Raw genomic sequence first — 12,000 nt, 5'->3', positions numbered from 1 at the left:
GGAATTACCCGGCACGCTGCTGTGATAACACCTGCAGAATATTGCTGACAACTTCCTGTGGCGCACGGCAAGCATCAATGATGTGGTGAGCTGTAGCAGAATAGAGCGGGCTTCGGACTTTTAGGATATCACTCATTTCTTCGGTAATTGGCCGGCCAGTCAGTGTTGGACGCTGTTCAGCCTCAGGATCTGCGCTCAGCCGCTTGGCAAGCTCCCCCGGTTCAACACTCAACCAAAAAACCCAGCCGTGGTCACGCATAAACTGGCGGTTTTCCTGACGCAGGATAATCCCACCGCCGGTCGCTATCACTGACGACTCCGCTGTAACCGCCACCAGCGACTCAGATTCTTTATGACGAAAGCTTTCCCACCCCTGTTCGTCAACTATTTGTGCAATGGTGCACTGTAATGACGATTGCAAATGATGGTCCGTATCATGGAATGCATAGCCCAATGTCTGTGATAACAGATGTCCTATGGTTGTTTTTCCACAACCCCGGGCACCTATCAGATAGATGGGTAATGACATAAAGGCCGATCCTCCGCCGGGATAATTTTAAAGAGACTGAATATAAAGCCTGTGCATGATAACCGGAAATAGCGTCCACAGCCACCTGAAGACAGCGGTTACAGGTGTTAAATACTTAATCCCCCGCCACTTCAGGCCGACAGCAATATTTTTTTACCGCGATCACGTTTACTTTAGCTGGCGTCACCCTCATATATAGAGGGCTGAACCGGGATTTTGCCAGATTTAGCCAACAGTATCATAATTTCAGGGCTCCGGTGATTACTGTGACAACTGCCGGCGCCGGTTTGTAACAAAATGTCACAAGCATTATCCCTGAACTCCGGGCGATGATGACATTTAAGATGATGAGAGGTTTCACCATGCAGAGCGAAGAACAAAAACTGATTGATGGTCTGTTTAGCCGGTTACAACAGGCTGAAAGCCAAACCGGCCCGCGCGATCCTGCGGCAGAACAGTTAATTAAAACCCATCTGCAAAATCAGCCCGCGGCGGCTTACTATATGTCGCAGGCCTTGCTCATTCAGGAAGCCGCACTGAAAAAACTTAATGACCGCATTTCTGAGCTGGAAACACGACTCCAGCAACAGCAACAACAGCAGCCACAGCAGAGTAGTGGCGGCTTCCTGGCCGGTTTATTTGGCGGCGGCAATACCCAACCTCGCCAGCAGGCCCCCCGGGAATCATCCGCCTGGGGGAATCCGCAACAGCCCCAGCAGGCTCCTGCACAACAACCCACCTATAGTGCTCCGCCGGCTGCGGCCCGGGGTACTGGTTTTCTGGGCGGGGCGTTACAAACTGCAGCCGGGGTCGCCGGTGGGGTTGTGTTAGCGGATATGCTGACCAGTATGTTCCATCATTCACAGCCTGAAGAAATCGTGAATATTATTAACGAGCCGGAGCCACAGCTCCCGGACGTTGACCAGAACCTCGATACGTTCAATTACGGGGATAACGGCCTGCCGGCTGATGATAACCGTTGGGATGATAACAATAGCGGTGGGTTTGACAGTTTCTTTGGCGATAATAATTTCAACGATGACGATGACAGCTTCCTGTAATCGTCCGGTCTGGTAAGGTCAGGCAGCCTTAGCGCTGCCTGAACCATTTATCCAGTTCATTGGCGAATAATTGCCTGTCTTTCTGATTCAGGGCCGCCGGGCCGCCTGACGCGATCCCACTGGCCCGCAGCGTATCCATAAAATCGCGCATGGTTAACCGCTCACGAATAGTCGCCGGAGAATAACGTTCTCCTCTTGGGTTGAGTGCCGCAGCCCCTTTTTCCAGAACTTCAGCCGCCAGCGGAATGTCTGCGGTAATCACCAAATCGCCTTTCGCAACCTGCCGGACGATTTCATTATCCGCCACATCAAACCCTGCAGCTACCCGTAAGCTGTGCAGCCAGGGTGAGGGCGGCAATCGCAGTGACTGATTAGCGACGAAAGTAATATGTGTTTGCGTTCTTTCGGCTGCACGATAAAGTATTTCTTTGATTACTGTCGGACAAGCGTCTGCGTCAACCCAGATAGCCATAATCATTCCTGCCAGGGACTAAACCCGAATTGTGAACTATTATGCCGACGGAGAACAACTATTTATCTCCATGTTGTCAGGCGAATAACCTGAGTCCAGCTCATTCTCTGACACTCATAAAGGACAGGTAATGCTCAACAAAAAAATTGGTTTTATCGGCTGCGGTAATATGACCAAAGCGATTATTAACGGTATTGTGAAGAGCCAGATAATAGCCCCGGAAAATATCTGGGTATTTGACCGTAAAAGCGCAACCAACCAGGAAATGGCGGAAAAATATGGTCTGAAGGCCGCTGAAAGCCCGGAGTCGCTGGCCGGTGCTGTGGATATTCTGGTGGCAGCAGTCAAGCCAAATGTGATTAGCAAAGTATTAAGTGATATTGCCGGACAGTTAAAAAAAGACATTCTGGTCGTTTCCATTGCGGCAGGTGTCACTCTGGAAACCCTTGCGGCTGTGCTCGGGGACTCGCGCAAAATCATTCGTGTGATGCCTAATACCCCGGCATTAGTGGGTGAAGGTATGAGCTCTGTCACTCCCAATGGTCTGGTCACCGCAGATGAAACCGACATCGTGTTACAGATTTTCCGGAGTTTCGGTAAAGCAGAACAGGTCAGCGAATATTTAATCCATTCTGTTGTCGGAGTCAGTGGGTCTTCCCCGGCGTATATATTTATGCTGATTGAAGCGATGGCGGATGCCGCCGTACTGGGTGGAATGCCCAGAAAACAGGCTTACGAATTTGCTGCTCAGGCGGTAAAAGGCGCGGCACAGATGGTACTGGAAACCGGACTGCATCCTGCGCAGTTAAAAGACAGTGTTTGCTCACCTGGCGGTACCACGATTGAAGCGGTACAGACTCTCGAAAGCCAGGGATTCCGTGCCGCGGTTATGCTGGCTATGCAAAAATGCATGGAAAAATCTGAAGAGTTAAGTAAAAAGTAAATTTCTGCGCGGTTTCCGGCTGCTAAGCCGGAAACCTGCTCATCCGCTCTACCAGTGCCTGAATACCGACACCAACAGCCACAGGAAAATGAGCGCAATCACGGTATTTTTGAGAATGTAGTAAAGCTTACGGTTGCGCTTTTTCAGACGTTGACCTGCATCACGTGCTGCGCTGATATACTTAAATATCCGGTTAATCGCGCCCGTCCGGTCAGTTTCATCATTGGGTGAAGTGGCTGCAGACATCAGATTTTCCCCCACCCAGTGATTGACTGCCGCTGCCCAACGCCATTTCATTGGCCTTTCAATATCGCAGAATAAAATGATCCGGGTTTGCTGAGTGTTATTCTGCGCCCAATGGACAAAGGTTTCATCAAAGATAATCGCCTCACCATCCCGCCAGCTGCGTCTTTCTCCATCTACTTCAATAAAGCACTGGTCATTATTTGGAGTCACCAACCCCAAATGATAACGTACGGAGCCCGCATAAGGGTCGCGGTGTTGCCCCAAATGGCTACCTGCAGGTAATTCAGCAAACATCGCCGCTTTGATACAGGGAATAGAACTCACCAACCGGGTGGTTACCGGACAGAGTTGTTCTGCCGAGGGATGCGCATCTCCGTACCATTTCAGATAAAAGCGCTTCCAACCACGTTTAAAGAATGTATTAAAACCGGCATCGTTATTTCCGCTGGCCGCTTTAATATGATCCTGCAGATTAATCGCTTCCTCACGTATCGTTTGCCAGTGTTCTTTCAAAGGTCCCAGCTCAGGAAAGGTCTGTTCCGGTAACCATGCCTGTTGCGACGGAAGAGTTGATAATCCGGTCATAAACATATTTACCGGAGCCATAAATGTCGAATGGTCAAATAATTGCCGGGACATTTTTTGTTTCACTTTCCCCCGGGAATGGGCATAACTTACGCTAATAACAAATACACAAATAATAATCAGGGCAACCACCGATCTTATCCTTAATTTAACGATGCTCTATAAAAAGTGGCCAGGCAGGTAAATATGTAACATTTAATTAAATGTCAGACCGCAGAGAAATATAGAGTAGCGGAGAAGCGTTGTTGTGACAACAAATGCGGTTTCCGGCAGGGATAGCACTTTGCATGCAGCCATAGTTTGAAAAACAGCCTCAATATGAGGCTGTCTGGAAAATATTATTCAGCGAAACTTCCGGGAAATCAGCTTTTTTTCAGGCAGCTGCTCATAAACGATTTACGGGCATCACCCTTTAATGCTTTTTGCTTTGCATCAGCATTACAGGTTTTCATCTTCTGTTGTTGTGCTGTCAGCCCCTCAACTTTATGATCTTTTTTCAGACAGGTGCTCATAAAATTTTTACGGGCATCACCTTTCAGGCTCTGGGAACTGGCCTCGTGGTTGCAGTCAGTCATTTTCTGTTGTTGTGCAGTTTTTTCAGCAGCGGAAGCTGAACCTGCAACACAAAGTCCGCACAGAGCCAGTGCGATCATCATCTTTTTCATTGCTTACTCCTGTCAAATAGATACCGGCCATTAAGCCAGAGATAAAACCGCCTGAGTAACAGCGGTATTCATATTATCTGCAACTTATTGAGGATTATCCATCTGACTATGAATGTTTTGCTGCAGAAATTTCAGCAATAAACCGTGAGTAAGCATCATCATGAAAAACGCCGCCAACAGAATCGCTATTTTGAGCCATCCGCTGTTGTAATTTTGTTTCAAACTGGTGCAGTGATTCTGCAGGCAGGCTATCCAGTACCACCGATAAAATAACTTCCATTGCTGCAAGTCGCTCCGTCTGAAGCTTATATTCTTCATCTCTTTCAGCAAGTTTTATTAACAGCTCAGCGATCAGGTTTTTCATACTTAAGCCTCGGCATTCTCTGAGGCCTGAAGTTAACATCAAATTCATAAAAAAACAGATTTTTTTGTAAAACCGGGTGCAAATAAAGCAGAAGTGCCCACAGCGTCTCAGAGTTGTTCACTGGAAAAAAAACAAAAGGCAATTTAGAGGGGAAATATGTGAATCACAGAGCCAACAGCCACGATAAAAGTCAGTTCGTTATGGGAGGCTAAAGTTTCAGGGCGGGTGTACACCCGCCCTGGCTCAACTGTTGGCAGATTAATGCCCGTTATACCCGTAATGAGGGCCACCGCCGCCGTGACCGCCGCCGCCCCAACCGCCACCACCGCCGCCACCCGGAGGTGGGAAAATGCAGCCGTTCAGCATAACCACGACTCCCAGCACTGCAGCAATTTTAAACAGTCGTACCATAATAACCTCGATATTGTGGTTGTTATCTGAAAACATCCGCAGTATATCGCTAAGGTGGGTAAGAAAAATCTGCATCAGCTGGCTATTGATTTTGTGAAACCAATCATGACGATTCTCTTACAATAACCAGACGATAAGATGGCAGCAAAACGACACAATTGCCTGAAATTGTTATTTTCTTCACGCGACGTCTGGACCGTTTCAGCAGAAAAACTCAAGCAGATGCAGATCATTAATTGGCTCCGGCCTCACCCGAGACGGTTTGTTGACCCCAAAAAAAAATCCCGCCGTAGCGGGAAAAGGATTCGGTAACGAGTGCGTGTGATATTAGCTAACGATGATGACTTTCTGATGACACGCAGTGACATTAACCGCAATAGACTTTGGTGATATTCCCCTGTGCATCGGCAAAAAAATTCAGCCTCCGAAGATTAAAATCCATGGTGACGACTGAGTCATGCGCAATCGCCCTGACAGGATTATCAAAACGTAGATCATTCACCGATGACAACGGTTTGCCGATATATTGTTGATAATCAGATGCTCCACACATGTCATCATCAGGCACATAAGTGGTTTGTGTCTTATCATGCTGACTGGCTGACTGGCAGCCCGCCAGCAGTAAAATCCCGGAGACCAGTAACGCTTTTCCATTTAATGTCATATCAATTCCTCTGTTCAACAGTCCATACTTTGCGGACTGACCGTATGAAGGCTTTGCAACAAGCAGATCGTTCTGTGGATTATTTAATAACGAAATGACACCTATGACACGGAAAATCCCTTCGGAAAAAGATTAGAATCTCCTGAAGCTTACCGCTGTCGGCGCGTCAGGGTCGTTTGCTTTTTCGCCAATCCGGCCATTGGCAATACAATTTAAATCATTTAAACTCAAGCAATTAAATAAAAAATCACCACCTGAAAAGCCAGTCAATATCCGGCATGGTATCGAAAGTCCTGGGTGATTGTCTGCCATGACTCGACAGTGATTTGTACCGTTGATATTATTCGGAAGATTCTTAACGCTGAGCGACCGATGAACACTCAATCAGACAAAATAACACTGACCGCGTTCTATCTTGGCAGTTTTGTTATCTACTACCTGATAACACTGGTGATAACGCTGTTCCCTAATTTTGCTGCACTGCGTACCAGTGGCTTACTGGTGCCGGTAATTTGTTTGTTTGAATTTGCGGTCATCTATCCATTGTACCGTTTTTATTGTCAGCGCCGGACAGATATTCCCTTTAATCAGCTTCAGCCGTTGCAAACATTGCTGTTCACGCTGGCATTGCTGGTACTGATGGTGGCGGAAACTCAGTACCTGCTGCCCGAAGTCTGGCTGTCGGAACAGGCCAGCCAGGCACGGAGCTCACAGTTGATTTTACTGATCACCGCAGTATGTCTGGCCCCGGTATTTGAAGAGGTGTTGTTTCGTGGCTTTTTGCTACAAACCTTTCTGCTATGGGCACCCAAAAGCCGGTTTGCCTGTATGCTACTGACCTCTCTGTTATTTGCCGCTCTGCATACCCAGTATGTACACTGGCAATCTATTGCTGCCCTGACACTCTTTTCTCTGTTACTGTGTTGGGCCAGGCTGAAAAGTAACGGACTGGCATTGCCGGTATTTCTGCATACGCTTAATAATCTGATTGCACTGGCTCCGGCATTGTATCTTTCAGCATTCTGACGTTTATACTCCGGGAGACCGCATTGGCCCCCCCAACAGTACAAGCCAGGATTATTTCGGTTGAGCGTTCTCCTGTTCAAAATGATTTTTAAATTGTTCATAAATCGAAATCATATTGGCGGCATCCCCCTGGAGCGGACTGAGTTTTCCGGCACGTACCAGCTCGATGACCAGCTGTAATGCAGCCTGCTTTGGATGTTCTGCGGGTTGGGAAATCGCTTCGTTCATAAAGAGTACCTGTAGGTATTGAATTAAATAACGCAAACCTGAAGTGTAACGCAGTTAACTACTCACTGGCAGGATAACCGCTCTATTTTTCGGTCTTTGATGACGAACGGATGCAATAAAGGCGCCGGATTCTGGTATTACCGGCTGCAGGAAGATGCCAGCACCAATGCTATACTCATCTTCCGGCTGCCGGGACACGAGGATACTGAGCTAAGGAGTCAGTCATGTTAATCGGATTTGTATTATTAGTCAGTGCCTGTGGCAATGATGCCTGTGATGCTTTGCCCGTTTCAGAGCATATTTTTCCCAACCAGGCCAGTTGTGAAATGATGGCTGACCGGATTCATAAAGTGCGCCCGCACGCCGTACTGATTTGCGGGGAAGTTCATCGCGATCCACAACCACAATGATGCACTTTGCATACCGGTTAATCTGCGGCTCATCACCCGCCATTTCTGATGATTAACGTTTTACGCTGAACTGCGGGCATTTTATGAAAGTGAAAAAACAATCCCGACCAAGAAAACCTTCCGGGCGCTGGGTTTATTACCTGTTATATCAGGATATTATCTGGCCCTGCCCTGTCCGTTGGGAGTGGGAATCGGGTTTTGGGGGTTGGCTCCCCTTTTACTACGCACCGACGTTTGAATTTATCGCCGCCGACCCTTCCCGTGTTACTCGTGTTCACTCCTCTGGCAGACCTGCCGGAAACAGCAAAATTCGTCAGGCAATTCAGCATGCCGGACTGATGGCTGAAGAACAGGAGAACGATGAGTAATTTCGGCGGAAAATGCATAGCCCGCACTCACTGCGGGCCAGATACCCTTCAGTTGATTAATGTGTAATCAAGGGTTATTTCGGTGTTCAGCAGCTGAGAGACCGGGCAACCGGCTTTGGCTTTCAGGATAATTTCTTCAAAGGTTTTTTCATCAATACCAGGCAACTCAATCTCACTGACCAGAGCAACCTTAGTGATAGCAAAACCCTCACCTTTTTTATCCAGTGACACATCGGCAGTAGTATCAATACTTTTCGGCGGATGTCCCGCCTGTCCTAGCATCAAAGATAATGCCATAGAAAAACAGGCAGCATGTGCTGCACCTATCAGCTCTTCAGGATTGGTTCCGGGCTTATCTTCAAACCGGGTATTAAACCCATAGGGCTGCTGACTCAGGGCGCCACTTTGGGTACTGACAGTACCTTTACCTTTAATATCACCTTCCCAGTGTGCCGAGCCTTTTTTATGTATTGTCATACTATCCTCCGCTTCAGGGTATAAAGCATTAAGTATAGTCCCCCGGCACCACATCACCGGGTTTTATGAATTATCTTATTTTGCCACATTGACCAGCAGTTCACGGCTGATTTCATTGATCGATTTTGCCCCGGTCAGTGTCATAGCGACACGCATCTCGTTGGCTACCAGTTTCAAAAGATTGTCTACCCCTTGCTGCCCATGGGCCGCCAATGCATAGATAAACGCCCTGCCGAGCAGTACTGTATCCGCCCCCAATGCCAGCATCCTCACTACATCCAGACCGTTACGAACACCGCTATCAGCCAGTATTGTTATATCTCCTTTAACTGCATCCGCGATTGAGGGTAAGGCACGGGCCGTGGACAGCACCCCATCCAGTTGCCGCCCGCCATGATTTGATACCACAATACCGTCAGCACCAAAACGAACCGCATCCTGCGCATCCTGTGGATCAAGGATGCCTTTAATGACCATAGGCCCATCCCAGAATTCACGAATCCATTCCAAATCTTTCCATGAAATTGAAGGATCGAAGTTTTTCGCCAGCCAGCCTATATAGTCTTCCAGTCCGGTGGGTTTACCGAGATAAGCCGAGACATTACCCAGGTCATGTGGCCGCCCCAGTAATCCTACATCCCATGCCCAACCGGGATGTTGTACAGCCTGCAGGTAACGGCGGGAAGCGGCAAAAGGTCCACTCATCCCCGAATGTGCATCACGATAACGAGCTCCCGGGGTGGGCATATCCACAGTGAATACCAAAACTGAGCAGCCTGCAGCCTTCGCTCTTTCCAGGGCATTTCGCATAAATGCGCGGTCCCGTAGAACATACAACTGGAACCACATAGGACGGGACATTACCGGCGCAACTTCCTCAATCGGACATACCGAGACAGTAGAGAGGGTAAACGGAATTCCTGCTGCTGAAGCAGCCCTGGCAGCCTGAACTTCTCCGCGCCGCGCATACATACCGGTCAGTCCAACCGGCCCAAGCGCAACTGGCATAGATAGTGTTTCATTAAATAATTGAGTTTCAAGACTTAATGACGACATGTCATTCAGAACCCGCTGGCGTAAAGCGACTTCAGAAAGATCATCAGTATTGCGTTTCAGCGTGTACTCGGCATAAGCTCCGCCATCGATATAGTGAAACAGAAATGGTGGCAGACGTTTTTCCGCTGCTGCACGGTAATCAGAAGAAGCCGATATAATCATGATCCATTGCCTGTGAATTGCTGAAGCTCGTCAGGCAGACGTATAACTCTTTGCTGTCTGGCATAGTCTTCATCGAGTTGTTGGGTGGTTTTATGCACGAAACTAAGGTGACTGCCTGCCGCCACCCTGGCAGCGGAGGCATCTCCGGCGAGAATAGCCTGTAGCAGATGCCAGTGCTGTTCTGTCAGTTGGCTGACAACCTGCTGGCTGGCAAACATTTGCTGATGGCTTTGTAATACCGAACTGTGCAGTAAACCAAACAGCCCGCGCATAGTTTGTAACAACACTGCATTATGTGATGCTTCTGCAATCATCAGATGAAACCTGGCATCAGCCTGAGCTATCAGGCTGGTATCACTTCCCGGCGGTAATTCGCTCATGGCTTCAAAACAGTACTGCAGACGCTGTTTATCATCGGGGCTGGCACGAAGTGCAGCATGCCATGCGGTACCTGCTTCCAGTGTATGTCTGGCTTCCAGGATATCCAGTCGGTACTCCGGATCGTCAGCTAATAACGTTGTTAGCGGTTCCACAATGACACTCTCTGTCCAGGGAGTTGACCGTTCCCGGACAAAACTCCCACCACCTGGCAGGGTATAAATCACCCCGGAACTGTTAAGTTTCTGTAGCGCCTCGCGAACGGATGCCCGTGATACCTGTAGTTTACTGGCCAGATCACGTTCAGAAGGCAAGCGCATTCCGGCCTGCAATGATTGTTGCTTTATCAATTGCGCCAGTCTGTTTATCAGCAGATTGCAGAGTTTTTCTGATGATTTTGGCATACATTTCTCCGCAGCTCCGGGGGGCAGGAGCTGGCAGTATCCATAGCTACATAAATGTTAACTCAGTGTTGTCAGTTACATCCTAACCCTGTACCAGGCTGTCGTTAACCAGATCTGGTTCAGATCACATACCAAATCAAGGTTCTGTGGACGATGTTACTTTTCCGCTCGGGTTGGTCTGACCAATTGCTTGCTTTATAAACAACAGCAGCAATGAGGTTGGCCCTCTGGTCATTTTCACTCTCAGTCACAGACAAAATAAATATCCTCCGGCAGGTGGAGGTTTTAAGGGCACAAAAAGGCCCTGACCTGAAAGGCCAGGGCCTGCATGACATCAGAGACTATGCTCGTATTCTGTTAATGCGTATGGGTACAGAAGTCGATAACCATCCGGCCTTTAATCTTGCCCTGTTCCATTTCATGGAAAATATCGTTGATATCCTCTACCGGACGTTTTTCAACTTTAGGCACGACTTTACCTTCAGCAGCGAAGCGGAATGCTTCAGCAAGATCCTTACGGGTACCTACCAGCGAGCCTACAACCTCGATACCATCCAGTACCAGCCGCGGGATATCCAGACTCATTGATTCCGGCGGAAGCCCCACCGCGACCACGCGGCCACCAGCACGAACGCAATAGACCGCCGAGTTGAAAGCAGATTTCGCCACCGCAGTCACTACAGCAGCATGCGCACCACCGCATTTTTCCTGCATTATTTTAGCGGCATCTTCTTTTACCGGGTTAATAGTCAGGTCGGCCCCCATCTCACGGGCAAATTCGAGCTGCGCCTCGTTCACATCAACAGCGACCACTTTGGCGTTAAATACATTCCTGGCGTACTGCAGAGCCAGATTACCCAGACCACCCAGCCCGTAAATCGCAATCCACTGTCCGGGGCGAATATTCGATACCTTAACGGCTTTATAAGTTGTCACTCCGGCGCAGGTAATACTGCTGGCCTCCGCTGCATCAAGCCCGTCAGGCACTTTTACTGCATAATCGGCGACCACTATGCACTCTTCCGCCATACCGCCATCCACAGTGTAACCTGCATTTTTCACACTACGGCACAGTGTTTCATTTCCACTGTTACAATATTCACAGTATCCGCAGCCCTGGAAAAACCAGGCTACACTGGCACGATCCCCGGGTTTCAGTGACGTAACGCCAGGTCCAATTTGTTTGACAATTCCGATACCTTCATGCCCAAGGATGACCCCGGTTTTATCACCGAAATCACCATTTTTAACGTGGAGATCCGTGTGACACACACCACAGTATTCCATCTGAAGTAGTGCTTCACCATGCTCAAGAGGACGCAACTTTTTATCAACAATTTCAACGTTATGATCTTTAGTAACGACAGCAGCTTTCATACCAGGACTCCTGTAAAAAGGTGAACAAGACCATGTAACCCAGGCTGAGACCACTGTTACTCAGTCTCAGGCAGTAAGTTTTGATAATTATCACAAAAAGGTTAAATAAACTGACAAGTTCAGAACGAAGTTCACTATACCGGTGACCAGAGAGTGGTGACCAGAACTACATAA

Annotated in this window: 17 protein-coding genes; 5 read left to right on the top strand and 12 right to left on the bottom strand. The window is 48.4% G+C overall.

Annotated features, from left to right (window positions below; translation table 11 throughout):
• Positions 1–4: 4 nt before the first annotated feature.
• The gene (gene aroL, locus B3Z23_RS13385; RefSeq protein ID WP_038018552.1) at positions 5–529 is read right to left on the bottom strand and encodes a shikimate kinase AroL; all 525 of its coding nucleotides are present in this window, start codon (positions 527–529) and stop codon (positions 5–7) included.
• A gap of 362 nt (positions 530–891) precedes the next feature.
• On the opposite strand from aroL, the gene B3Z23_RS13380 reads away from it, so the two are divergent.
• Complete coding sequence (locus B3Z23_RS13380) at positions 892–1,590, top strand: DUF2076 domain-containing protein (protein ID WP_294910899.1); 699 nt, start codon at positions 892–894, stop codon at positions 1,588–1,590.
• Positions 1,591–1,618: 28 nt separating this feature from the next.
• Here the strand turns inward: B3Z23_RS13380 and B3Z23_RS13375 are convergent, their stop codons facing one another.
• Positions 1,619–2,062, bottom strand: a complete 444-nt coding sequence (locus B3Z23_RS13375; RefSeq protein ID WP_038018548.1) for a YaiI/YqxD family protein — start codon at positions 2,060–2,062, stop codon at positions 1,619–1,621.
• A 130-nt stretch (positions 2,063–2,192) separates the two neighbouring features.
• Here B3Z23_RS13375 and proC point away from each other — a divergent pair, with 130 nt between their 5' ends.
• Positions 2,193–3,005, top strand: a complete 813-nt coding sequence (gene proC / locus B3Z23_RS13370) for a pyrroline-5-carboxylate reductase (protein ID WP_294910895.1) — start codon at positions 2,193–2,195, stop codon at positions 3,003–3,005.
• Positions 3,006–3,053: 48 nt separating this feature from the next.
• Here the strand turns inward: proC and lpxO are convergent, their stop codons facing one another.
• The 5 genes from lpxO to B3Z23_RS13345 form a co-directional block, all read right to left on the bottom strand.
• On the bottom strand, positions 3,054–3,968 hold the full coding sequence (gene lpxO, locus B3Z23_RS13365; protein ID WP_294910892.1) for a lipid A hydroxylase LpxO: 915 nt from the start codon (positions 3,966–3,968) through the stop codon (positions 3,054–3,056).
• Positions 3,969–4,198: 230 nt separating this feature from the next.
• On the bottom strand, positions 4,199–4,501 hold the full coding sequence (locus B3Z23_RS13360; RefSeq protein ID WP_038018539.1) for a PsiF family protein: 303 nt from the start codon (positions 4,499–4,501) through the stop codon (positions 4,199–4,201).
• A gap of 106 nt (positions 4,502–4,607) precedes the next feature.
• Positions 4,608–4,865, bottom strand: coding sequence for a sigma-S stabilization anti-adapter protein IraP (locus B3Z23_RS13355; RefSeq protein WP_038018536.1), 258 nt, complete (start codon positions 4,863–4,865; stop codon positions 4,608–4,610).
• A 258-nt stretch (positions 4,866–5,123) separates the two neighbouring features.
• The gene (locus B3Z23_RS13350; protein WP_294910886.1) at positions 5,124–5,351 is read right to left on the bottom strand and encodes a hypothetical protein; all 228 of its coding nucleotides are present in this window, start codon (positions 5,349–5,351) and stop codon (positions 5,124–5,126) included.
• A gap of 292 nt (positions 5,352–5,643) precedes the next feature.
• Positions 5,644–5,940 carry an I78 family peptidase inhibitor gene (locus B3Z23_RS13345; RefSeq protein ID WP_294910882.1) on the bottom strand — a complete coding sequence of 99 codons (297 nt, stop codon included), beginning with the start codon at positions 5,938–5,940 and terminating at the stop codon, positions 5,644–5,646.
• Between the two features lie 372 nt (positions 5,941–6,312).
• Between B3Z23_RS13345 and B3Z23_RS13340 the strand changes: the two genes are divergently transcribed.
• Complete coding sequence (locus B3Z23_RS13340) at positions 6,313–6,966, top strand: CPBP family intramembrane glutamic endopeptidase (protein WP_294910880.1); 654 nt, start codon at positions 6,313–6,315, stop codon at positions 6,964–6,966.
• Between the two features lie 51 nt (positions 6,967–7,017).
• Here the strand turns inward: B3Z23_RS13340 and B3Z23_RS13335 are convergent, their stop codons facing one another.
• Positions 7,018–7,194 (bottom strand): hypothetical protein, encoded by a 177-nt coding sequence (locus tag B3Z23_RS13335; RefSeq protein ID WP_294910877.1) that lies wholly within the window; start codon positions 7,192–7,194, stop codon positions 7,018–7,020.
• A gap of 224 nt (positions 7,195–7,418) precedes the next feature.
• Between B3Z23_RS13335 and B3Z23_RS13330 the strand changes: the two genes are divergently transcribed.
• Both B3Z23_RS13330 and B3Z23_RS13325 read left to right on the top strand, forming a co-directional pair.
• On the top strand, positions 7,419–7,604 hold the full coding sequence (locus B3Z23_RS13330; RefSeq protein WP_038018524.1) for a hypothetical protein: 186 nt from the start codon (positions 7,419–7,421) through the stop codon (positions 7,602–7,604).
• An 83-nt stretch (positions 7,605–7,687) separates the two neighbouring features.
• Positions 7,688–7,972: a hypothetical protein gene (locus B3Z23_RS13325; RefSeq protein ID WP_294910872.1), complete on the top strand. Its 285-nt coding sequence runs from the start codon at positions 7,688–7,690 to the stop codon at positions 7,970–7,972.
• Between the two features lie 48 nt (positions 7,973–8,020).
• Here the strand turns inward: B3Z23_RS13325 and B3Z23_RS13320 are convergent, their stop codons facing one another.
• The 4 genes from B3Z23_RS13320 to adhP all read right to left on the bottom strand — a co-directional run bounded on the left by B3Z23_RS13320 (position 8,021) and on the right by adhP (position 11,826).
• On the bottom strand, positions 8,021–8,449 hold the full coding sequence (locus B3Z23_RS13320) for an OsmC family protein (protein ID WP_294910869.1): 429 nt from the start codon (positions 8,447–8,449) through the stop codon (positions 8,021–8,023).
• 75 nt (positions 8,450–8,524) lie between these two features.
• Positions 8,525–9,667, bottom strand: coding sequence for an FMN-dependent L-lactate dehydrogenase LldD (gene lldD / locus B3Z23_RS13315; RefSeq protein ID WP_294910867.1), 1,143 nt, complete (start codon positions 9,665–9,667; stop codon positions 8,525–8,527).
• Positions 9,664–10,449, bottom strand: a complete 786-nt coding sequence (gene lldR / locus B3Z23_RS13310) for a transcriptional regulator LldR (protein WP_294910864.1) — start codon at positions 10,447–10,449, stop codon at positions 9,664–9,666. The genes lldD and lldR overlap by 4 nt, the downstream gene beginning before the upstream one ends.
• Positions 10,450–10,806: 357 nt before the next feature.
• Complete coding sequence (gene adhP, locus B3Z23_RS13305; RefSeq protein ID WP_294910862.1) at positions 10,807–11,826, bottom strand: alcohol dehydrogenase AdhP; 1,020 nt, start codon at positions 11,824–11,826, stop codon at positions 10,807–10,809.
• Positions 11,827–12,000: the final 174 nt, after the last annotated feature.

The sequence above is a fragment of the Tatumella sp. UBA2305 genome, assembly GCF_002345795.1.
Classification (GTDB): domain Bacteria; phylum Pseudomonadota; class Gammaproteobacteria; order Enterobacterales; family Enterobacteriaceae; genus Tatumella; species Tatumella morbirosei.
The sequence above is the reverse complement of the archived record's forward strand: the minus strand, read 5'-3'. Positions and strand labels throughout refer to the sequence as shown.

Excerpts from the sequence above, each read along its gene's own strand:
- B3Z23_RS13345 (WP_294910882.1), bottom strand. The coding sequence starts at position 5,940 with ATGACATTAAATGGAAAAGCGTTACTGGTCTCCGGGATTTTACTGCTG.
- B3Z23_RS13325 (WP_294910872.1), top strand. The coding sequence starts at position 7,688 with ATGAAAGTGAAAAAACAATCCCGACCAAGAAAACCTTCCGGGCGCTGG.
- proC (WP_294910895.1), top strand. The coding sequence starts at position 2,193 with ATGCTCAACAAAAAAATTGGTTTTATCGGCTGCGGTAATATGACCAAA.
- lldR (WP_294910864.1), bottom strand. The coding sequence starts at position 10,449 with ATGCCAAAATCATCAGAAAAACTCTGCAATCTGCTGATAAACAGACTG.
- B3Z23_RS13375 (WP_038018548.1), bottom strand. The coding sequence starts at position 2,062 with ATGGCTATCTGGGTTGACGCAGACGCTTGTCCGACAGTAATCAAAGAA.
- lldD (WP_294910867.1), bottom strand. The coding sequence starts at position 9,667 with ATGATTATATCGGCTTCTTCTGATTACCGTGCAGCAGCGGAAAAACGT.
- B3Z23_RS13350 (WP_294910886.1), bottom strand. The coding sequence starts at position 5,351 with ATGCAGATTTTTCTTACCCACCTTAGCGATATACTGCGGATGTTTTCA.
- B3Z23_RS13380 (WP_294910899.1), top strand. The coding sequence starts at position 892 with ATGCAGAGCGAAGAACAAAAACTGATTGATGGTCTGTTTAGCCGGTTA.
- B3Z23_RS13340 (WP_294910880.1), top strand. The coding sequence starts at position 6,313 with ATGAACACTCAATCAGACAAAATAACACTGACCGCGTTCTATCTTGGC.
- adhP (WP_294910862.1), bottom strand. The coding sequence starts at position 11,826 with ATGAAAGCTGCTGTCGTTACTAAAGATCATAACGTTGAAATTGTTGAT.
- B3Z23_RS13335 (WP_294910877.1), bottom strand. The coding sequence starts at position 7,194 with ATGAACGAAGCGATTTCCCAACCCGCAGAACATCCAAAGCAGGCTGCA.
- B3Z23_RS13320 (WP_294910869.1), bottom strand. The coding sequence starts at position 8,449 with ATGACAATACATAAAAAAGGCTCGGCACACTGGGAAGGTGATATTAAA.
- B3Z23_RS13355 (WP_038018536.1), bottom strand. The coding sequence starts at position 4,865 with ATGAAAAACCTGATCGCTGAGCTGTTAATAAAACTTGCTGAAAGAGAT.
- aroL (WP_038018552.1), bottom strand. The coding sequence starts at position 529 with ATGTCATTACCCATCTATCTGATAGGTGCCCGGGGTTGTGGAAAAACA.
- B3Z23_RS13330 (WP_038018524.1), top strand. The coding sequence starts at position 7,419 with ATGTTAATCGGATTTGTATTATTAGTCAGTGCCTGTGGCAATGATGCC.
- B3Z23_RS13360 (WP_038018539.1), bottom strand. The coding sequence starts at position 4,501 with ATGAAAAAGATGATGATCGCACTGGCTCTGTGCGGACTTTGTGTTGCA.